19 protein-coding genes are annotated in these 20,474 nt (G+C 37.6%); 6 read left to right on the forward strand and 13 right to left on the reverse strand.

The window, feature by feature from the left end; translation table 11 throughout:
* Positions 1-7 precede the first annotated feature (7 nt).
* The 7 genes from EsVE80_RS09385 to EsVE80_RS09415 all read right to left on the reverse strand — a co-directional run bounded on the left by EsVE80_RS09385 (position 8) and on the right by EsVE80_RS09415 (position 8,687).
* Complete coding sequence (locus tag EsVE80_RS09385; RefSeq protein ID WP_002295018.1) at positions 8-1,126, reverse strand: glycoside hydrolase family 172 protein; 1,119 nt, start codon at positions 1,124-1,126, stop codon at positions 8-10.
* Positions 1,123-3,222, reverse strand: coding sequence for a hypothetical protein (locus EsVE80_RS09390; RefSeq protein ID WP_002295016.1), 2,100 nt, complete (start codon positions 3,220-3,222; stop codon positions 1,123-1,125). Before EsVE80_RS09390 ends, EsVE80_RS09385 begins: the two co-directional genes overlap by 4 nt.
* A 49-nt stretch (positions 3,223-3,271) precedes the next feature.
* Positions 3,272-4,093 carry a PTS system mannose/fructose/sorbose family transporter subunit IID gene (locus EsVE80_RS09395; RefSeq protein WP_173103472.1) on the reverse strand — a complete coding sequence of 274 codons (822 nt, stop codon included), beginning with the start codon at positions 4,091-4,093 and terminating at the stop codon, positions 3,272-3,274.
* The gene (locus EsVE80_RS09400; protein ID WP_002295012.1) at positions 4,090-4,899 is read right to left on the reverse strand and encodes a PTS sugar transporter subunit IIC; all 810 of its coding nucleotides are present in this window, start codon (positions 4,897-4,899) and stop codon (positions 4,090-4,092) included. Before EsVE80_RS09400 ends, EsVE80_RS09395 begins: the two co-directional genes overlap by 4 nt.
* A 20-nt stretch (positions 4,900-4,919) precedes the next feature.
* Positions 4,920-5,414, reverse strand: coding sequence for a PTS sugar transporter subunit IIB (locus EsVE80_RS09405; protein WP_002287026.1), 495 nt, complete (start codon positions 5,412-5,414; stop codon positions 4,920-4,922).
* Positions 5,415-5,425: 11 nt separating this feature from the next.
* Positions 5,426-5,926 carry a PTS sugar transporter subunit IIA gene (locus EsVE80_RS09410; protein WP_256664972.1) on the reverse strand — a complete coding sequence of 167 codons (501 nt, stop codon included), beginning with the start codon at positions 5,924-5,926 and terminating at the stop codon, positions 5,426-5,428.
* 64 nt (positions 5,927-5,990) lie between these two features.
* Positions 5,991-8,687, reverse strand: a complete 2,697-nt coding sequence (locus tag EsVE80_RS09415) for a sigma 54-interacting transcriptional regulator (RefSeq protein ID WP_173103473.1) — start codon at positions 8,685-8,687, stop codon at positions 5,991-5,993.
* A 215-nt stretch (positions 8,688-8,902) separates the two neighbouring features.
* Between EsVE80_RS09415 and EsVE80_RS09420 the strand changes: the two genes are divergently transcribed.
* Complete coding sequence (locus EsVE80_RS09420) at positions 8,903-10,093, forward strand: IS256-like element ISLgar5 family transposase (protein WP_173103267.1); 1,191 nt, start codon at positions 8,903-8,905, stop codon at positions 10,091-10,093.
* Between the two features lie 365 nt (positions 10,094-10,458).
* Here the strand turns inward: EsVE80_RS09420 and EsVE80_RS09425 are convergent, their stop codons facing one another.
* The 4 genes from EsVE80_RS09425 to EsVE80_RS09440 are packed head-to-tail and all read right to left on the reverse strand — an operon-like array spanning position 10,459 to position 14,274.
* Positions 10,459-11,532 (reverse strand): ABC transporter substrate-binding protein, encoded by a 1,074-nt coding sequence (locus tag EsVE80_RS09425; RefSeq protein ID WP_173103474.1) that lies wholly within the window; start codon positions 11,530-11,532, stop codon positions 10,459-10,461.
* Entirely contained in the window at positions 11,529-12,368 is an 840-nt protein-coding gene (locus tag EsVE80_RS09430; RefSeq protein WP_173103475.1) for an ABC transporter permease, read from the reverse strand. The genes EsVE80_RS09425 and EsVE80_RS09430 overlap by 4 nt, the downstream gene beginning before the upstream one ends.
* Positions 12,365-13,174 carry an ABC transporter permease gene (locus EsVE80_RS09435; RefSeq protein WP_173103476.1) on the reverse strand — a complete coding sequence of 270 codons (810 nt, stop codon included), beginning with the start codon at positions 13,172-13,174 and terminating at the stop codon, positions 12,365-12,367. The genes EsVE80_RS09430 and EsVE80_RS09435 overlap by 4 nt, the downstream gene beginning before the upstream one ends.
* 11 nt (positions 13,175-13,185) lie before the next feature.
* Positions 13,186-14,274: an ABC transporter ATP-binding protein gene (locus tag EsVE80_RS09440; RefSeq protein ID WP_173103477.1), complete on the reverse strand. Its 1,089-nt coding sequence runs from the start codon at positions 14,272-14,274 to the stop codon at positions 13,186-13,188.
* Positions 14,275-14,639: 365 nt separating this feature from the next.
* On the opposite strand from EsVE80_RS09440, the gene EsVE80_RS09445 reads away from it, so the two are divergent.
* Genes EsVE80_RS09445 through EsVE80_RS09460 form a run of 4 tightly spaced genes read left to right on the forward strand, consistent with a single transcriptional unit; the run spans position 14,640 to position 17,616 of the window.
* Positions 14,640-15,623, forward strand: a complete 984-nt coding sequence (locus EsVE80_RS09445; RefSeq protein ID WP_173103478.1) for a YhdH/YhfP family quinone oxidoreductase — start codon at positions 14,640-14,642, stop codon at positions 15,621-15,623.
* An 11-nt stretch (positions 15,624-15,634) separates the two neighbouring features.
* On the forward strand, positions 15,635-16,390 hold the full coding sequence (gene coaB / locus EsVE80_RS09450; RefSeq protein ID WP_173103479.1) for a phosphopantothenate--cysteine ligase: 756 nt from the start codon (positions 15,635-15,637) through the stop codon (positions 16,388-16,390).
* Positions 16,391-16,405: 15 nt separating this feature from the next.
* Positions 16,406-16,963, forward strand: a complete 558-nt coding sequence (gene coaC / locus EsVE80_RS09455) for a phosphopantothenoylcysteine decarboxylase (RefSeq protein ID WP_173103480.1) — start codon at positions 16,406-16,408, stop codon at positions 16,961-16,963.
* Complete coding sequence (locus tag EsVE80_RS09460) at positions 16,963-17,616, forward strand: ECF transporter S component (RefSeq protein ID WP_173103481.1); 654 nt, start codon at positions 16,963-16,965, stop codon at positions 17,614-17,616. The genes coaC and EsVE80_RS09460 overlap by 1 nt, the downstream gene beginning before the upstream one ends.
* A 79-nt stretch (positions 17,617-17,695) precedes the next feature.
* Here the strand turns inward: EsVE80_RS09460 and murB are convergent, their stop codons facing one another.
* On the reverse strand, positions 17,696-18,595 hold the full coding sequence (murB, locus tag EsVE80_RS09465; RefSeq protein ID WP_173103482.1) for a UDP-N-acetylmuramate dehydrogenase: 900 nt from the start codon (positions 18,593-18,595) through the stop codon (positions 17,696-17,698).
* Positions 18,596-18,659: 64 nt separating this feature from the next.
* Complete coding sequence (locus tag EsVE80_RS09470; protein ID WP_173103483.1) at positions 18,660-19,568, reverse strand: Gfo/Idh/MocA family protein; 909 nt, start codon at positions 19,566-19,568, stop codon at positions 18,660-18,662.
* Between the two features lie 92 nt (positions 19,569-19,660).
* Between EsVE80_RS09470 and EsVE80_RS09475 the strand changes: the two genes are divergently transcribed.
* Entirely contained in the window at positions 19,661-20,416 is a 756-nt protein-coding gene (locus tag EsVE80_RS09475; protein WP_173104182.1) for an exodeoxyribonuclease III, read from the forward strand.
* Positions 20,417-20,474: the final 58 nt, after the last annotated feature.

Here is a 20,474-nt window from a genome sequence, read left to right on the forward strand (position 1 = left end):
CACTTCATTAACGCGGCAAGCGTTCTCGATCAGTGAAATGACGTTTAGTATTTCCTGAAGCTTCTGTTGAATACCAGTAAGCGACACTAGCAACATCGTCTTGCCGCTCAAATAAGCGAACATCATCGTTGCCGATTTGTTGTAAAGTGACCGATAAATCTTCGGTAAAACAGATGGGGTCTTGAAGATGCCAACGATAAAGACCATGTCGTGGCATTGCGTCGTCACCAAAGGCATGAACGGCATTCAATTTTCCCGTTTCAAAACGATCTCTTGTGGCATCTCTATTTGATTGGTAAGGATACCCTAAAAAGGCTGTTGAATAGTTTTTCGCATGTGGACGTCCGAACTCATCGTACTCATGAAAGGCCCACGCCCCGCCAAAATAATCTTCTGAACCTGTTGAGGTTACGGTCGGATACTCACTATCCCCATCAATGTAGAATTTAAACTCGCCTTCGCCCCACCAATAACGTTCTAGGCAGGTAAGCGCAAGGTAAGTACCCACGTAATAGCCTTGGCCCTTTAATCGATCAATTAACTTATAATCCTCCTGTAATTTGGTAATGCGTTCCCGATGCCAATTTGCGTGAAAATATAGGCTATTTTCTTCCAATTCGTCCACCAAAGCGTAATTTATCGTATAAAAAAATGAGGACATATCCTTCGGATGTAAATTCTCGATCGTAATTTTAGCGGATGTTTGGAAAGGCATTTCGAAATAGGAATTAAAGCCCCCCGTAGGATTAACCACTATCGGCAACGAGTTCACCTCGCAACGCTCTCCAAACCCATTACAAAAGAAATCCCCTAAAGGACTTTCAACAGCAGGGCTATCCGACCCATCCCAATAAATTCTTAAGATTAAATCACGTAAAACAAAACTGCCAAATTCTGTTCGATCACGAATCGTCATCCACATATGACGAATTATTCCCGTTCCAGTAATATCCGCAATCACAGTTTCTTCACCAGAAGTCAGCGGAATTGCGCCACGACCTTTGCGGCTTGGTCCTAGCCCGCTTGGCAACATCGCAGCTTTACCTTTCTCGCCTGTTGGATTTTCGGGAGTGATTGCTCGACTCTGGATTTTTTTAAATTGGGTAATATTTTTTAGTATACTCATCTTTTTCTCCTTTGAATGTGAATCGTTTTTCCCTTTTCTACGTGAAGAATTTTTTTCGTATCACTTATTTTCAATGGCTTTTCTGACAAATTTAAAATACTCAACTCGGATTGCGTACATTCAATCGAAATGAAGGCTTGACCGAACTTTAAATTTTTCCAAGAAAACGTTAAATTATCAACAGGATCAATTTGCAATACTCCTTTTTTGAATTTCAATCCGAAATATTGACTGATCATTGTACTGACAAAAAGGCCCGATGCCCAGCCGCATTTGCCGCAGCCAAAGTCTCGCACGACTTCTCCTTGTTTAGCCTCTAAGCGATACGGCCACCACCACCATGAACCGTCTAAATCTGCCAAACAAATCAGCTCCTCTAATCGGGTTGCGAAGGCTTGATGGTTGTGCAGATCACTCATTAAAACAGTGATAAAGCCTGGAAAAGTGGCGCCGGATTCTAATCCCCAAGTGATGCCTTTGATTTCCTCGCTATAGGTTGGATTGAAAGAACTAGCAGAAAAGGTCATGGTGTTCTGATATAAAGGATCTTTATTATCTAAAAATTGATAAAAAGGCATCAACGTAGTGTCTGATTCTTCTCCATCATGCATCAATAAATTGATTTTCCCATCCACAATCACATCACTTAAAAAGATTAACCCTTGCTCAAGAATCGGTTTTTGATAGTTCTTCACTGAATAGGTTGTTTTCTCCTCATCACCGATCCCCTCCAAAAATTGCTCCCCAAAAGTACCATCTATGGTCATTTGTTTACAAATTGATTCCTTTAGTTTACAGGCGATGTTTTTGTATCGCTTGCTAAGACTCAGTTGTTCTAGGACTTCAAAAATTTCTGCAAGTCCACTACAGGCCTTCCAAAGACAAAGATTGCTGCCGGTATGATACTTTCCAAGTGCAAAGGCGTCTGATAACCAAACAGATGGAAAAAGCATTGGTTCCCCTGACCGACGTTGAGCTAATATGTCCTCAATAATTCTTGAAGCATTCAGTAGAACCTGCGGATACCGCTCAAAGAATTTTGTATCCCCAGTATGTTCAAAATAAAGACTAGCCAGTAACGCACTGGATAACGAATTACTCAGAGAATGATTGATACCTCCTGTAAATTTTGAACCAGGAAACTTAACGCCATATTGATCAAACCATAGAACCGTTTTTTGACATAACTCCGGTTCAAACATGGTGAATGGCAATGATGCGTAATACATATCCTTATTCCAAATTCGATTAGTAGCAGGATAGCTGCCCCAATTGCTGCCGACGACCTGTCCCTGTCGATTCATACCGAAACTAGAAAAGCTTTGATAAAGTGCACGACGATAGAGATGGACAACTCTATCGTCTGGCATTGACAGCTGCCCAAATAGCTGAGCAAAATAGTTCAGTGTTTCCTTCAGCCATTTTTCGATATCAGATTCCTGAAAAGTCATTACTTCTTCAAAAGCATTTGGGTCCACAAAAGCAATGGCGAAGCTTGCCACTTCCTGTTGTGCGATCGTGTCCTTATTTCCTTTTTGAGAAATCAACACATTTTGCTGATCCGAATACTTCTCTTGATACAAAGGCACATCTTTCACTGAAACTTGAAGGCTTTCGTGTGTTTCATTCACAATGTAAACCTGTTGAACAAGCATACTTAAACGCTTATTAGCCAGTATGGGAGCAAAGGATACTACAATGACCTTAAACGTCGAATAATGATGAATATATCTAGGCAAACAGTCTTGAATCACATCGACTTCAATACGATGATCCGATTCTGACAAATGGTAGACAATCCCGTTTACTTCAACCTTTAAGGATAACGAATTGGTTTGAGAGAGCTGTTTATTGACCCAAACACCTGGTTTTTCCTCAGTTAGTAAATTTTCTCGATAAAAGGTCAACGTTTGAATCGTCCCGCAAACATCAAGGTTTGCTAATGTCTTTTGATTACTTACATCAAAGGTCAATCCCTTTACATCAGGGATATTTCGATAGTAGCTGTATTCGTTTGAGGTAGTCACAATTCCGTCGTTTAACTCGGTATTAAACAATGGATGCTTTGGAGAATGAATTACTTCATTAATAGTCATCTTTTCCCTCCTTGCTAAAAAACTGCAGCTACTAGGCTGCAGCTTTCTACTATGCGATTCCAAGTAATGACAATAAAATTCCCAACACGACCATTCCAAAAATAATTTTGATGACGCCGACTTTTTTATCTAGTAATTTGAAACAGCCCAATGTTACCAATAAAGGTACAATTCCTTTAAAAATACTATCGAGGATTTCTTGGACATTCATTAGCTCTTCGCCCTTCATTGAAAAGCTCAAAACGGTATTGAATTTGACCATACTGATCGTCATTGCGCCTACCATGATCAGACCCAAGATACTAGCAGCTTTTGTCAGAATTTCAATTAACCCGTTCGCATACAGCTTTTCAATATATTTAGAGCCTAATGAATAGCCTAAAACGCCGCCATAGTATCGCATCAAGTAATTAGGTATATTGAACATAACTAAAAAGATAATTGGTGCCAAAATATTTCCGGCATTGGCTAAGTTGATCGCTAGTCCCGCGGTAACGACACGCCAAACTCCCCAGAACAATGAATCGCCAATTCCAGCCAATGGTCCCATCAAACTCGTTTTGATCGCGTTGATACTTTCCACGTCAAAACCAGCTTTTTCAGAATTTTCCTTCTCCATCGATGCCGCAATCCCCATGACAAAGGACGCGCAAGGAATGGTCGTCGAAAAATACTGTGTATGACGCTCCAGCGCCGCAGCTCGATCTTCTTCACTTTTGTAGAAATGATTAATGAAGGGCATCATAGAATAGGCGAAACCACCGCCGCCCATCGTCACCGGATTCACCGAAGCATACATGGTCATCGAGCGCCAAAACATCTTTTGAACCAATTTTTTCTCATCTTTAGAAATTCCATCAGCTAATTTCATTGAAAGAAATCCTCCTCTTCTTGGTCAAGCGTTGCATTTACAGCAGCATCGCTTTGAACTGCATGAACAGATATATTTTTTAGTTGTAGATCTCTTTGGGCTATAACAATTGCAATAATCGTTCCAACTGCGGCAATTGCAATCAATGGTAACTCGAGATACGCCATAACAACGGCCCCAAAGAAAAACCACACAGCAATATTTTTACTCCAAAGCATCCGTAACAGCATCGCCATCCCAACTGCCGGCAGCAGATTTCCAGCGACTGTTAATCCGTTCATGATGACCTCTGGAATATTATCCAAGACGCTTTTGACAACATCTGCTCCAAATAAAACGGCAAAAAATGGAATAAGAGCATAAAGCGCATAGTGGACAAACCACATAAAGAAGTGCAGATTGATGATTCCTTTTTGATCACCAGATTTTGCAAATTTGAAAAATTTAGCAGCCATCGGTCCACATACAAAAGAAAAAATCATATTCATTAACTGTAATCCTAATACTGCTAGTGGAAAGACAATGGGAATAATCGCATCCACGTTTCCTCCCATTTTGATTGCGAACGCTGTAGCCAGCCCAGCAGCCAAAGAAGGCTCCGCCGTACTAGAGATTCCGATATTGACGACACCCATAAAGATGGCTTCTAGTGACGCCCCGACAATCAACCCCGTCTGCAAATCCCCCATCAACGCTCCTACTAACGGAGCAACAACAATCGGACGACTCAGCATGGACATCCCGAACATTTCATGTCCAGCAACTCCAATAAAAACGGCCAAAGCGACTACAAATGCATCATACATAATTTTTCTCCTTCCTTTTTCTAAAAATCACTCAAAATAGAGATAGCTGAACGTTTTTCCATCGCCGGTGTAGGCTGAAAAACGGTATCTGGATAAAGTTCAACTAATTCTTTTAAGTCTTGAATTTCTGACGTCGTTAACATCACTTCCTTTGATAAGGTTTTCTTATCTTCCGATGGCGGTGTCATTTTCCCAGCATTCCCCACGTTCATTAATTCGATTTCCGTTGGGAAAGCTTTCGCAACTTTTACCGCATCTTTGACATTAGGGACTAAAACCATCAAGCGCATGTCCTTCGCCCGCGGATCTTTTAACAAATGAATCGCGTCATCAACTGTTTTAATAATGACTTTGACATTCGATGGTGCAGCCATCTTCAATGTCATCTTTTGAATATCGTTGGTAGCCGCCTCATCGCTTGCTACTACTAACCCGGTTAAATTTAGACTCTTTGTCCAAGTCATCGCTACTTGTCCATGAATTAATCGTTCATCAATTCGCACTGCTTTAATCATTTTTCTTCCTCCTAAAAAAAATCTTCCTCTTCATTTACTACATGTACCTCATCAAGAATGGTCATCTTTAATTCCTGTTGGCATTTATTTACCAGTTCCTGAATATCCTCCTTTGTTAATTCCTTGGTTGCCAATACTATTTCGAGCAGAATTGGCAGATTAAAGCCAGACAAAATAGTTACAGCAATCTCTTTCTCCAAAAAGGTTTTGGTAATCTTCTGATTGACACTTCCGCCAAATAAATCGGTAAAAACAAAAATCTGATCCTGCTCATTCACCTGGTTTACAAATACATTCAACTCCTGTTCAAAATCACACTCATCCACATAAGCATTAATCACCGTAATCTCTTGAACCTTCCCCGTCAGTAATTGAATACTGCTAAGAAAGCCTGAAGCTAAGTGACCGTGAGTCGCTATTAGAATTTTCTTCATATGGTTAATTCCTTTCTTTCTGTTCACTTTTATATAAGCAATTCCTGTGCCAACTTTTAAAAACATTGGTTTAATCACGTTAATTCACATTAAAAAAAGTGTCTAACCTAAAAAAAACAGATTAGACACTTTTTTAGACACTTTATTTTTGAATATACGGTCCTAATAATTCATAGAGCAGCGAAAGCTCATAAGCATTGACTTTAAAATTATATTTCATCTCCATTGATTGAAAAATACTTCTAGAAACATAATAAAACTCATCTTCATCTGGTTTCAAATCATAATTCGGTTCTTCAGATTTTTCTGTCCGAGCCAAGAATAAACGTTCCATCATCAATGCCGTATGCATATAGAGATTTAGTTTTACACGGCCATTTAAAGTGAAATGATAGTAATTTTCATATTTAGAAATGACTGTTTCCACTTCACTCATCACGATCGTTGGGTTCAGAAAGTTCAAACGGTCCGCAATTCCTTCCAACGAAAAGAATTTTACTAGCTCCTGAATCAAGCGGTTAAATTCTGCCGGCTTCATTTCAGGACTCAAAATATGCTTCAAATTGGCTGCTCCATCACCGTCTAAGATGTCATAAACATTAATATTAGGAATTGAAAAGGAACGTGGAAGATCCGAAGTCGTGATGACCAATTTTGTCTTGTCAAAATAAGTTTCATCATTTTGGTCGATTAATTCACGTAGTTCTCTGTAGTCCTTCGTGAAAACTTCGATGGATTCATCCGATAAATGATGACGAAAAACATCTTTCAATTTGTCCGAAATCCCCAAACCCGACATACAGGAAATGATAATGTTGCTACTTTGAGAAAAGCCTTCAAAGTATTGAACATTGATTGAATACTTGTCTGCTGCATCCTCCGCAATCTGTTTAAATGGCGCATTCATCGTCATCTTCAAGCCAATATCAAGTGCAATGGAAGTCGTCAAATTATTCAGAAGAAGTAACTCCCCTTTTAAATCGTTCTTGATCTGTGTGTAAATTTGATTTAAAGAGCCCATATCTACGATCAGCACTAGACTATCTGTATTCACTTGCCTTTTCACAAAATTCCTTGTCGATTCGACAATCTCTGACACATTACTCTCTACTGGCATATCCAACGCTTCAAAAACATAATTGCCGCATAATTGATTCACTACTGCTTGAATGCTGCTAGCCGTACTATCTCCGTGAGCAAGCAACAGGCCCTTCAGCTCGATGGATTCATCTACATAATCAGATAAAGTCACGACAATAAGCAGTCTTAGAAAGTTCTCGTCCTTTTCTGAGAGCGGTGGTAAATGCTCCAAGAACTGATTACATAAGTAAGTCGTCCGAGGTAGATTTGCAGCTAATGTACGATTTATCCCGGTTAAGTCTGTCTTATAGCTTGGGGAAATGACATAGGATCTGCTAATAATTTCTGCAACAGGTCCACTCGTCGTCAATCCGTACGTTTTTCCTAAAACGGATACCCAGACCTTTCTAAACATCTGAATCATCAATTTTCTACTCATTGATAAAAAAGAATCCTTATCAATGTGATGCACCAAATGCTGTACTTCATTCTTTATCGAAGAAAAATTTTCATTGAAATTACCTTCATTTATCAACTGAGTAATTTTTTCCAAAATCGAATCATAATCAAACGGTTTGATTCGATCCGTTTTTATCTTTTGATTTTTCTTTATCAATAAACTAGCAATCGGCAAGCTTTCTATCTCGGATTCCAGCATATTTAACTGAATCAAGATCTCATTTTTCCCAATCGTTAATGGTTCTTCTTGTGTTCGACTATACACATCCGCACAACTGATTTTAATGATATTCTTCAGCTTACCAATATTCCCACTAAAGGGATGAGATAACATTAAAGACAAGGCTTCTCTTGAAACAATAATATCTTTTTGTAAAACATCCGCTTCATTTTGAAAAAATAATTGAATCAGCTCTAATCGTTCTCGAATAGGGCGATCTTCAAAAGTTGGCAACATAACACTAATTTGAATACGCCGATCAAAGGTGTCTAATAAATAATCTTCACCTTTTTCCGTCGTGGCGAAAATAAAACGAACCTTAGCAGAATGCCAATTTACATTTTCACCGACTGGACGATAGTTTCCAGTATCAATAAATAGAAAGAGCTTTTCTTGATTTTCTTTCGATAAGCGATGGACCTCATCGAGAAAAAGATAGCCGTTGTTGGCCGTTGCCAATAAACCATTGGTATCCTTTTCAGCCCCCGTAAAGGCCCCCTTCTTGTATCCAAACAGTGTTGCCGAAAGCAGTTCGGGATTGTCCGCATAATCGGCACAGTTTAAGATAGCAAATGGTGCATCTTCTTCAATAATTTGCTCATGGATAGCGTATTCAAAAATTTTTGTGGCTAAAAAACTTTTTCCAACACCCGTGGCTCCATTTATTAATACACTGAGTCCGTTAGGCGGATATTTGACAGCGGCTATACATTTTTGAATGACCTCTCTCAGACTTCCGTCATGACCAACTACAGAATGAAAGGCTTCGTTTATTTGCTCCGTATTATCTACAACCGCATATTCATCTAAAGGCTTCCACAAAACAGGCTTTCCCGGTAATTTCTCGACCTTTTTATCTTCCACTAATCTCGTCAAATAATGGCTGGCATTCTGACGAGAGATACCTAGATTCTTCGAAATTTTCTCGGCAGTGACAGAAGACATATTCCCTGTTAGTCGTATCAGCTCATCAAAAACTCGATCTTTAGCGCTCTTTTTCATTTTTTCCTCCAGTTTAATGTGTCTAAAAGCATAATAAACTGTCGGCTGCAATATGTCTATTCTATATTTGTATTCCAATTTTTACTTTGAAACACAAATAGTCGAATATTTGCCTCAGATATCTGACAAAATAATTTATCTACCAATTTAGTTTTTATCTAATATGATTTTTATGTTTTTTCATAGCTACAAATATTGAGAGAGTGTAAAATATTTTGTGTAAATAGAAAAAAGGAAGTCCCTTCTGTAGAATAGAGTTACCACAACACATTCACAGAAGAGAGGACTTCCCTATGAACGATTTTACTACAGAAATTCTAAAGACTCTAGCGAACAAAGGCGATTTGAATGAATTATTCCGTGTCCATTTGGAGAAAGCAGTCAATACGCTTCTCAAAACGGAGTTAACGGCTTTCCTAGATTACGAAAAGTATGATCGCATTGGTTTTAACACGGGTAATTCTCGTAACGGCTCCTATGACCGTACGGTCAAGACCGAGTATGGGGAACTTCATCTCCAGATTCCGCGCGACCGCAATGGTGAGTTCAAGCAACAGACTGTTCCTGCTTATAGACGGACGAATGACACGTTAGAGGAGACCGTCATTCACCTCTTCCGAAAAGGTATTACCATGTCGGAAATCGCAGACTTGATTGAGAAAATGTATGGGCATTACTACACGCCCCAAACCATGTCCAATATAACAAAATCATTTACAGAAGAGGTAACGGCGTTTAAAGGGCGGGAGCTTCATGACCGTTATGCTGCTATTTATATGGACGCAACGTATATTCCGTTAAAGCGGAAAACCGTCGCCAAGGAAGCTATTCATATCGCAGTTGGCATTCGCCCGGACGGATCAAAGGAAGTATTGAGCTATGCGATTGCACCGACTGAATCCATCACGATTTGGGATGAAATTTTATTGGACCTTCAAGAGCGCGGTTTGAAAAATGTCCTCCTGTTCATCACGGATGGCTTAAAGGGGATGGTAGGAGCGATTAGTCGGTTCTATCCCAAAGCTCGTTTTCAACATTGTTGTGTACACGTTTCCCGTAATATCAGTCACAAAGTGCGTGTCGATGATCGTAAGGAAGTCTGTGATGATTTTAAAATGGTGTATCAAGCCTCATCTAAAGAGGTGGCGTTGGAAGCACGTGGTGCTTTTGCGGAAAAATGGAAAACCAGCTATCCAAAAGTGGTTGAATCGATTCTTTCGAACGATCACTTGCTCACTTTCTATGATTTCCCCTTGGCCATACGCAAGAGTATTTATTCTACGAACTTGATTGAATCCTTTAATAAGCAAATCAAGAAATACAGCCACCGCAAGGAACAGTTCCAAAACGAAGAGTCGATGGAACGTTTCTTAGTCTCGTCTTTTGATACTTACAACCAAAAATTCCTAGGTCGCAGTCATAAAGGCTTTCAACAGGCCGAAGGCGAACTTGAACAAATGCTAAGCCAACTGATTGAGAATTAGAAACAATCTGCAGTAGGGAAGAATCATTTACACAAAATTATTGACGCTCCCAATATTGAACTGGATTCATATATTAGTTTTATTAATAGATTACAGAAGGGTTAAGTATATTTGCATAGTTTCCAATTACTTTATCCTTCTGTAACTTTTTTAATCTTAGATTTACTAGCCCGTCTCGGGCCCTATTTTACAATGGTTTTGTCCACTTTTCTCTGGTAGAAAAACGTGGTAGAAAAAATAAAATAACACAAAAAAAGCGGCTTTTCAGCCGCTTTTGGTAGAAAATTGGAAAACTCAGATAGAAAAAGGACGATTTTTAGCTCTTTAGAACGTTGATAAATCCCCATTCTTACTGAGTTTTACCATTATCTCCTGTACATCTTAAGTTCCAAGAATAAATCATTATAAATCCCCAAATATTCTTTACCTAAATCTTGGTAGACTTCTAAATGAGACAGCATTTCATCAGTGGGATAAAATTGCTTATCACCGGTAATCGATCTAGGTAAACGTTTCATAGCTTCTTTATTAGGAGTAGCATAACCAATGTATTCTGCATTCTTCGCTGCATTTTCTGGACGCAACATAAAGTTGATAAAATCGTAAGCGCCCGCTTTATTTTTAGCAGTTTTTGGAATTACGATATTATCAAACCATAAGTTCGATCCTTCTGCTGGAATTACATAATGAAGATGTTCATTTTCTGCCATCATGTCCGCAGCTTCCCCGGAAAATGTTACAGCAACCATGCTCTCTTCATTAGCCATATAAATTTTAATTTCATCGGCCACAATGGCTTTGATATTAGGGGTTAATTCTTTTAGTTTCGCAACTGCTTGGTTAAGCTGTTCATCATTTTTACTGTTTAAAGAATACCCCAAACTATTCAAACCTAGACCGATGACTTCTCTGGCGCCATCAATCATCATAATATTATCACGAAATTTATCATTCCATAAATCCTGCCAATACTTCAATTCATCGGCTTTTGCAAACTTATCATTGTAAACAATTCCCAATGTTCCCCAAAAATAAGGAATTGAATACTTATTGTGTGGATCAAAACTTTGGTTTAAAAAATCTTCATGAATATTATTTAATCCTTTAATTTTGCTATGATCCAATGGTAAAACCAAATTTTCTTGAATCATCTTTTGAATCATATATTCACTGGGAATAGTAATATCGTATGGTGTTCCACCTTGCTGAATTTTGGTAAACATGGCTTCATTTGAATCAAAAGTCTCATAGTTTACTTTATAGCCAGTTTCTTTTTCAAATTTTTTCAACAAATCAGGATCAATATAATCGCCCCAATTGTATATATTTAATACTTTTGCTCCAGCCACGCCACTCGAATGTTCTAAGCGATTAACAGCAAATACTAAAACTAAAATAACCGCAATAATACCTATCAACAAAGACTGCAATTTTTTCATCGTAATTCTGGCACCTCCACTTTCTTGCGGCGGTTTTTCACCTTTTTAGAACGATTATCTTTACTAATAAAATAATAACCTATAACCAAAATCATTGAAAAAATGAATACCAACGTACTTAAAGCGTTGATTTCCAAGCTGATTCCTTGTCTTGCCCGCGAATAAATTTCCACTGAAAGTGTAGTAAAACCATTGCCTGTCACAAAAAAAGTTACGGCAAAGTCATCTAGTGAATACGTAAACGCCATGAAATACCCTGCGATAATGCCAGGTGATAAATAGGGTAAAATAATATTTTGCATTACTTGTATATTGTTTGCCCCCAGATCTCGTGCAGCATCCACCATTGAATCATTCATTTCTTTTAATTTTGGCAATACCATCAACACAACAATTGGGATTGAAAAAGCGATATGTGAAAGCAATACGCTAACAAATCCCAAACTAAAGCTTTTAAAAATATTTCCTAATAACGTAAATAAAATCAAAAAACTAGCCCCGATAATAACATCTGGCGAAACCAACAAAATATTATTCGCGCTTAAAAAAGCATTGCGCCAACGTCTTTTTTTTGTGTAATAAATTCCTAATGCACCAAACGAGCCAATCAAAGTTGCCAGTAATGCAGATAAGAAAGCTAACATAAATGTATTTAAAACAATAATAATTAGACGAGTGTCTTCAAAAACAGCCTGATAGTGCTGTAAGCTAAACCCGGTAAAACTATTCATGGTTTCACCAGCATTAAACGAGTAAAAAATCAAATAAAAAATTGGGATGTACAAAATGACAAAAACAAAAATCAAGTAAAGGTTCGACCAACGGAATTTTTTCATTTCTTCACCCCTCCTTTACGTTTTTCACCCGTTAAACTCATCACAATAAACATTGCTATGATCAAAATTACACCAATTGTTGAGCCCATACCCCAGTTTTGAGTAACAAGAAAATGTTGTTCAATAGCTGTCCCTAGCGTAATTACGCGATTTCCGCCAATTAAACGCGTTAACATGAAGAGAGATAAAGAAGGAATAAAGACAGCTTGAACACCACTTTTAACGCCATTCATGGAAAGAGGTAAGATAACCCGACGAAACGTCTCAAAATTATTAGCTCCCAAATCGCGACTGGCAAAAACCAGAGATGGGTTAATTTCTTCTAAAGCATTAAAAATCGGTAAAATCATAAATGGCAACTCAATATAAGTAGCAACCACTAAAAAACTGAAATCTGTAAATAGAATCTGTGCAGGCCCAATACCAAACAAGCTTAAAAAATTATTGATACCACCATGGACACCAAAAATTCCAATAAAAGCATAAGCCTTTAACAATAAATTGATCCACGTAGGTAGAATAATTAACAACAACCAGAGATCTTTGTGTTGCAATTTGGTTAAAAAATATGCTGCAGGATAGCTAATCAACAAGGTAAAGCCTGTAATCAAAAATGCATACCACACGGAGTTAAGTGTCATTGTCAAATATTTACCAGAACCAAAATAGGTTTCATAATTTACAAAGGAAAAATTCCCGTTCATATCAAAAAAAGATTGATAAATAATCAATAAGACTGGTGCAATAACAAATAATAACAACCAGATGTAATAAGGTACGGAATAAAAGCGTCTTAATTTAGTCACTGTCTTCCCCCCTACTCATCATAACTTTCCAACCGGGCATCAAAGTCAGCTTCAGACTCATTAAAACGCATGACATGAATATCTTCAGGTTCAAAATACAGTCCAATCTGGCTTCCCTCTACAGCTTTTTTCGTAGAGTGAACCATCCATTCATTTGCCTGTTCGTCATAGCAGATAATTTCATAGTGCACCCCGCGGAATAATTGCGTGTCAACTTTAACAATGAGTTTCCCTTTTTCCACTGAAGTTAAAGACAAATCTTCTGGTCGCAGCACGACTTCTACTGGTTCATTTGGTCGCATACCACTGTCAACACATTCAAATTTTTTACCTACAAATTCTACCAAATTATCTTCAATCATCGTTCCTGCTACAATATTACTTTCACCTACGAAATCTGCGACAAAATGATTAATAGGCTCATCATAAATATCTACCGGTGTCCCACTTTGGACAATTTTACCACGATTCATAACAAAGATTTCATCACTCATCGCCAAAGCTTCTTCTTGGTCGTGCGTAACAAAAATAAAAGTAATACCTAAGCGTTGCTGTAATTCTCGTAATTCATACTGCATATCTGTTCGTAACTTTAAATCCAAAGCTGATAGTGGTTCATCGAGCAATAGCACTTTTGGTTCGTTAACGATAGCTCTTGCAATAGCTACCCGCTGTCTTTGACCGCCAGACATTTCTCTAATTTCTCGTTTTTCATATCCTTTTAATTGGACAAGGCGCAAGGCTTCCATGACCCGTTTTTCAATTTGATTTTTTGATACTTTTTTTATTTTTAGTCCAAAGGCAACATTATCAAAAACATTCATATGCGGAAATAAAGCATAGTCTTGAAAGACTGTATTTACTTGCCGTTGATTGGCTGGCACATCATTAATTTTTTGCCCATCAAAAAATATCTCTCCTTCAGTAGCATCTAAAAAGCCAGCAATAATCCGTAAGATTGTCGTTTTACCACAACCAGAAGGCCCTAAAAGGGTATAAAACTTGCCCTCCTCGATCTCAAAACTGACATTTTTCAATACCGTATCTTCATCGTCGTAACGTTTCGTCACATTTTTAAATGAGATGATGGATTTAGCCACTTTTTCTCCCCCTTTTACACTGCAAAATTTTTGGTCATACTCATTAAGAATACTGATAAATTGACAAAAAACAAGACCTAATTAAATCATAGCAAAAACTTGCCAAAATGTATTACAATAACTATTCACAATCATCCTCTTCTTGTTTATTTTATTGTTTAAAATGCAATGCTTTTTACACCTTAATAAGCACAGATAGTTTCATTAGAGAAAGCGAGAAAAACTGAACTAGTAATTTACTTATTTGTGGTATGATAATGAAAATGGTGAAGTCAAACGCTTCTTTATACAATCAAATTTGATTAATTTATTTTCCAAATTTTAAATCAAATTGCTTTTTACATTAGATAAAATTGGAGGTCATCATGACAGAAAAATTTCAAGCATTTGTCGTTAGTGAAAAAGACGGGCAAGTACACGCTACTTTAGTTGATCAGAATTTTGATAGCCTTAGTACAAAAGGGGTTATCGTTAAAGTTGCTTACTCTTCCTTAAATTTTAAAGATGCGCTTGCAACCCAAGCCAAAACTGGTGTTGTCCGTAGTTATCCCCTCACTTTAGGTATTGACTTAGCTGGAACTGTAGTTAAAAGTAACGATCCTCGCTTTGTAAAAGGGGATGAAGTTCTTGCAACTGGTTATGGCTTAGGTGTATCTAGCCCTGGTGGGTTAAGCGAGTATCAAAGCATCGCAGCAGACTGGTTAGTTCCACTGCCAGCTGGTTTAACTTTAAAAGAAAGCATGATTTATGGTACAGCGGGATTTACAGCAGCATTAGCCGTAGCCAAAATCCATGAACATATCGCCAAAGATGAACAAGTACTCGTAAGTGGTGCATCTGGTGGTGTCGGTAGCATTGCAATTGCATTATTACACAAGTTAGGTTACAAAAAAATTGTTGCCGTTAGTAGAAAAAACACTGCAACAAAATGGTTAAAAGAGCTCGGTGCCACAGAAATTGTCACTCCTGACACTTTAATCCCTGAAACAATACGTCCTTTAGCAAAACAACAATTTTCTGGTATTATCGATACCATTGGCGGTGAACTTCTGGCTGCTTTATTACCACAACTTCACTATGAGGGTGTCGCAGCTTTATGTGGTAATGCAAGTGGTATTAAACTTAATACAACGGTTTTACCTTTTATCTTACGAGGCATTCAAGTTTTTGGTATTGATTCAGTCAATCAACCAATGGCTATGCGACAAAAAATTTGGAACTTATTGGCTTCTGACTGGAAAATCACTTCCCAATTGAAAGTTCAAGAAGCTCCGCTAAAAGATGTAGAAACTATTACGCAATCATTGTTGACCGGTACCCACGAAGGTCGCAGTATTATTTCGATGTAAAGGAGTTTATTATGCGCATTTTGATTACTGCTGGTGGAACATCTGAAAAAATCGATGATGTCCGTTCTATTACCAATCATTCAAGTGGTCGTCTAGGAGTTGCTATTGCCAATGCTTTTACTAGTAACTTTGCAACGATTGACTATGTTACAACCAAAAATGCCCAAAAACCTGAAGGGGAAAATATTACGCTGCATTTTATCTCTGACACAAAAGATTTGGCAGAAACTTTAACTCACCTACTAACAACAAACCGTTATGATGCTGTTATTCATAGCATGGCAGTTAGTGATTTCACTCCAGCTACAAGCTTATCTGAAGCGCAATTACAAACAGCTTTCAATCATTTAATCACACAAAGTGATGCTAAAACACTTTCTTTAGATGAATTGCAAAATTGGTTATCAGAACTTAAGAAACAGGAAATCTCTGACAAAAAGATTTCTTCTGATACAGATCATTTATTTTTAGTTCTAAAGAAAAACCCAAAAATTATTCACCTGATAAAAAAATTGCAGCCATCCACACTACTAGTTGGTTTTAAATTACTTGTTGATGTTAGCTTTAGTGAACTGTTTGATGTTGCAATGAAAAGTATCAAGCAAAATAGTGCCGATTTCATCCTCGCCAACGATTTAATAGAAGTTGGAACGACTAAGCATCACGGCTACTTAATTGCTAAAGATGGTAGCTATAAAGAAGCCACTACTAAAAATGAAATTGCGGACTTGATTAAAACAACTATTATAACTGCAACTAAATTTTAAAAAGGAGCCACTATCATGCATCAAAAACATATTTTACTTGGTGTTTCAGCTAGCATATCCGCGTATAAAGCTGCTGATTTAGCTAATGAATTAACAAAACGTGGTTATGCTGTCGATGTTTTAATGACTCAAAACAGTACTAAATTTATTACCCCATTAACTTTACAAACCTTATCAAAGCGTCCGGTTCACATAGATGTCATGGTGGAGCACCGAGCAGATTTAGTCAATCACATTGAACTTGCTAAACAGGCAGATTTATTGTTAATTGCACCGGCAACAGCCAATATTATTGGTAAACTTGCTAGTGGTATCGCCGATGACATGGTGACGACCGTTGCGATGGCCCTTAAAACTGACGTACCAAAATTAATTGCGCCGGCGATGAATACGTATATGTATCAAAATCCTGTAACACAAAAAAATCTTGTTAGATTAAAAGAGTTCGGCTATAAAGAAATAGAACCTCGTGAAGCTTTACTAGCTTGCGGCGATTTTGGTCGTGGGGCATTGGCTACCAATGCAACCATTATTCAAGCGGTAGAAGCTACACTAAGCCAAAGGAGTCTATGATGAAAAACAGTAAAACTTTCGATCTTGTTTTAACAGCACTTTTTTTGGGCATCATGATTTTAATGAGTCTCGTGCCTTTTTTAGGATTTATTCCCATTGGCCCATTAAACGCAACGATTTTACATGTGCCAGTTATTATTGGTTCTATTATTTTAGGACCACGTTTAGGAGCTTTTCTTGGTTTTTCAATGGGGCTTATGAGTGTCTATAACTCTACTACGAGACCCAATCCATTGTCCTTTGTTTTCTCTCCTTTTATTAATGTTATCGGCACTAATCATGGCGATTGGAAAGCATTGCTTGTCGCCATCATTCCTCGCATTTTAATTGGTATCGTTCCCTTCTTTGTTTATAAATATGGGCGCCGATTGTTAAAAAATAAAGCAGACAGTGTAGCGTTATTTATCGCAGGTATCAGTGGCGGACTCACCAATACCTTATTGGTAATGAACTTTATCTATTTACTATTCCAAGAAAGTTACGGGACTTATGTTAGTCAAAGTGGTCAAAATCATGAATTTTTATACGGAGCCATTTTAACAGTTATTTTTACACAAGGAATTCCCGAATCAATTGTAGCTGGTGTAGTAACCGCAGCAGTATGTGCTATTTTATTGCGTCTTACAAAGAAGAACCGTACTGAAATGTACTAAAAATTTTTAACCTCAACTAACTAACTCCAAACAAAAAACGTCTAGAATCAATCTGTTCTGATTCTAAACGTTTTTTTGGTTATTTTTCTTCACCAATAATGCGAACTTCGGTTTCCAAAGTCACATCAAATTTTTCTTTGATTGTTTTTTGAATGTGTGCAATCAATTCAACATAGTCTGTCGCTGTGGCGTTATTAATATTTACGATAAACCCCGCATGCTTTTCAGAAATTTGGGCACCACCCCATTTCATCCCCTGCAAACCAGCATCTTGAATTAATTTACCGGTAAAATGTCCCACTGGTCGTTTGAAGACACTACCACAAGAGGGATACTCCAACGGTTGCTTAGCTTGTCGTAAGGCAGTCAATTCATCCATCCTAGCCTTAATAATGTCATGGTTTCCTTCTTCTAATTGAAAACGCGCGGTTAAAATAATTGCTCCCAAATCTTGTACGGCACTGTGACGATAGGAGAAATTCATGTCATCATGATGCAATGTCTTGATTGTCCCATCACCAAATAAAACATCACAGCTAGCAAATACGTCTTTTATTTCTCCGTCATAGGCTCCAGCATTCATAAATACTGCTCCGCCAATACTCCCGGGAATCCCACTAGCAAATTCAAAACCTGCTAGATTTTCCTTTAAAGCAGCATAGGTTGTATCAATCAATTTTGCACCAGCTTGTGCTTGTACTACAGTTCCTGACACGGTAACTGTAGTCATCTGACTTAACATGATGACTAACCCACGAATTCCCCCATCTCTGACAATTAAATTACTCGCATTGCCTAATACAAGCCAGGGAATGTCATTTACTCGGCAATAATCTACTAACGCTTTTGTTTCTTCGGTGCTTTTTGGAAAAGCTAAAACATCTGCTGGTCCACCGGTCTTGGTAAACGTATAATTCATTAAAGGTTCATCTAGCAAAATACTAATTTCAGGAAAAGCCTGTTTAAATGCGTCTTTCATGAAAATTTTCCTCTCTTTTAAAAACATCCCACTTATTTTAGCACGCCAAGATCATTCTTGCCACCTAAGCTTCAGAATTGGTGTAGTTTGCTAAAAGTGCTGCACATAATTGATGGCTCAATAAAGTTTTTTCTTGCTGCACGATTTTTTTGCTTGTGAGAGCATTTAAAAATTGTGTTACCAACGTCTCAAACCCGCGCTTAGACAAAGTGGTTTGCCAATCATTACCACTTAATTGGTGTATTCCTTGTTGATTTCGTTCTGTTAAATCAGTCAAATTTTCTAAAATCAACGTTTTACTTGGGCTTGTAACTTCATAACGTTCGTAGTTTGCACCACTCCTTAAATCCATCGTTAAGGTGGCACTAGTTGTTTCAGTGGCTAACAGCATGGTAGCATATTCTAAATTACTATGATTTACCTGTAAATTGCCATAAATCAGCTTTGGTATTCCCGGCATTAAATAGACTGCTGTATCTACTAAATGTAAAAACAAATCATAAACTAAAAATTCTGGCGTTCCACTGCCAGCTATTCTATTTTTTTGTAAATGCAGCTGCCTTTTATCAGACAATTCTTTTAACGGTTTTACAAGTGGCGCATAACGACGATTGAAACCGAGCATTAAAATTAAATTTTTAGCTGCTGCTAGCTGGTATAATTCTTCGGTTTGTTGATAACTTTCTGTGAGTGGTTTGTCAATAAAAACATGAATGCCATTTTCTAAACAAGTTTTGACCAAATCATAATGACTTTTTGTGGCACTGTGAATCAGACACGCCTCAATCTTTTCCGTCATTAGTTCCGCCAAATTTTGATAAACATGTTGAAAACGATAACGTGTTTTTAATAGTCGCCGCACTTCTTGGTTACGGGTTGCAAAATAAAAGTCCGCTTCATCTTGCTTTTGTAAATAAGTTGGTAAATAAGCTTTCTGGGCAATATTACCTATTCCAATTACACCAATTCTCATTAAAACACTTCCTTTAGTTGCCTTTCCTTTCATCTTACACCATTTTTCGCTAAAATAAATAAGAATGTTAGTTTAATAAAGGAGGACAAATGTTGAAATTAGTCTCTTGGAATGTTAACGGATTACGCGCTGTAATGAAGAAGAATTTTATGGATGTTATCGCAGAACTAGATGCTGATTTTTTCTGTCTGCAAGAAACCAAATTGCAAGCCGGTCAAATTGAAATGGACTTACCTAATTATTATGAATACTGGAATTATGCAGAAAAAAAAGGCTATTCCGGTACAGCTATTTTTGCTAAAAAAGAAGCTATGAATGTTAGGTATGGAATTGGCATTGATCATCATGATTTAGAAGGCCGCGTAATTACTTTAGAATACCCCGAATTTTATTTGGTAGATTGTTATACCCCTAACTCTCAAAATGAATTAAAGCGGTTAGATTATCGCATGACCTGGGAAGATGATTTTCGTAACTACTTAGTAAATTTAAATAAAACTAAACCTGTAATTTTATGCGGCGATTTAAACGTGGCGCACGAAAATATTGATTTAAAAAACTGGAAAACCAATCATAAAAATGCCGGCTTTACAAATGAAGAGCGCGGTAAATTTACGGAACTTTTAAACGCTGGATTTATTGATAGCTTCCGTTACTTCTACCCTGATCTTACAGGTGTTTATTCTTGGTGGAGTTATCGTTTTAACGCCCGCAAAAATAATGCTGGCTGGCGTATTGACTATTTTGTAGTCTCTACTGATTTAAAAGATAAAATGGCCGATGCCAAAATTCACACCGAAATTTTTGGTAGTGACCATTGTCCAGTTGAATTGGATTTAAATTTTTAAATTGTTTTAAAAAGACGGGGGTAGGTTTGCTATTGTCGTCTTTTTTGTGCTACATTAC

The organism is Enterococcus saigonensis, from assembly GCF_011397115.1.
GTDB classification, from domain to species: Bacteria; Bacillota; Bacilli; order Lactobacillales; family Enterococcaceae; genus Enterococcus_C; species Enterococcus_C saigonensis.

Excerpts from the sequence above, each read along its gene's own strand:
- EsVE80_RS09400 (WP_002295012.1), bottom strand. The coding sequence starts at position 4,899 with ATGTATGATGCATTTGTAGTCGCTTTGGCCGTTTTTATTGGAGTTGCT.
- EsVE80_RS09420 (WP_173103267.1), top strand. The coding sequence starts at position 8,903 with ATGAACGATTTTACTACAGAAATTCTAAAGACTCTAGCGAACAAAGGC.
- EsVE80_RS09445 (WP_173103478.1), top strand. The coding sequence starts at position 14,640 with ATGACAGAAAAATTTCAAGCATTTGTCGTTAGTGAAAAAGACGGGCAA.
- murB (WP_173103482.1), bottom strand. The coding sequence starts at position 18,595 with ATGAAAGACGCATTTAAACAGGCTTTTCCTGAAATTAGTATTTTGCTA.
- EsVE80_RS09385 (WP_002295018.1), bottom strand. The coding sequence starts at position 1,126 with ATGAGTATACTAAAAAATATTACCCAATTTAAAAAAATCCAGAGTCGA.
- EsVE80_RS09395 (WP_173103472.1), bottom strand. The coding sequence starts at position 4,093 with ATGAAATTAGCTGATGGAATTTCTAAAGATGAGAAAAAATTGGTTCAA.
- EsVE80_RS09390 (WP_002295016.1), bottom strand. The coding sequence starts at position 3,222 with ATGACTATTAATGAAGTAATTCATTCTCCAAAGCATCCATTGTTTAAT.
- EsVE80_RS09405 (WP_002287026.1), bottom strand. The coding sequence starts at position 5,414 with ATGATTAAAGCAGTGCGAATTGATGAACGATTAATTCATGGACAAGTA.
- EsVE80_RS09460 (WP_173103481.1), top strand. The coding sequence starts at position 16,963 with ATGAAAAACAGTAAAACTTTCGATCTTGTTTTAACAGCACTTTTTTTG.
- coaB (WP_173103479.1), top strand. The coding sequence starts at position 15,635 with ATGCGCATTTTGATTACTGCTGGTGGAACATCTGAAAAAATCGATGAT.
- coaC (WP_173103480.1), top strand. The coding sequence starts at position 16,406 with ATGCATCAAAAACATATTTTACTTGGTGTTTCAGCTAGCATATCCGCG.
- EsVE80_RS09470 (WP_173103483.1), bottom strand. The coding sequence starts at position 19,568 with ATGAGAATTGGTGTAATTGGAATAGGTAATATTGCCCAGAAAGCTTAT.
- EsVE80_RS09425 (WP_173103474.1), bottom strand. The coding sequence starts at position 11,532 with ATGAAAAAATTGCAGTCTTTGTTGATAGGTATTATTGCGGTTATTTTA.
- EsVE80_RS09430 (WP_173103475.1), bottom strand. The coding sequence starts at position 12,368 with ATGAAAAAATTCCGTTGGTCGAACCTTTACTTGATTTTTGTTTTTGTC.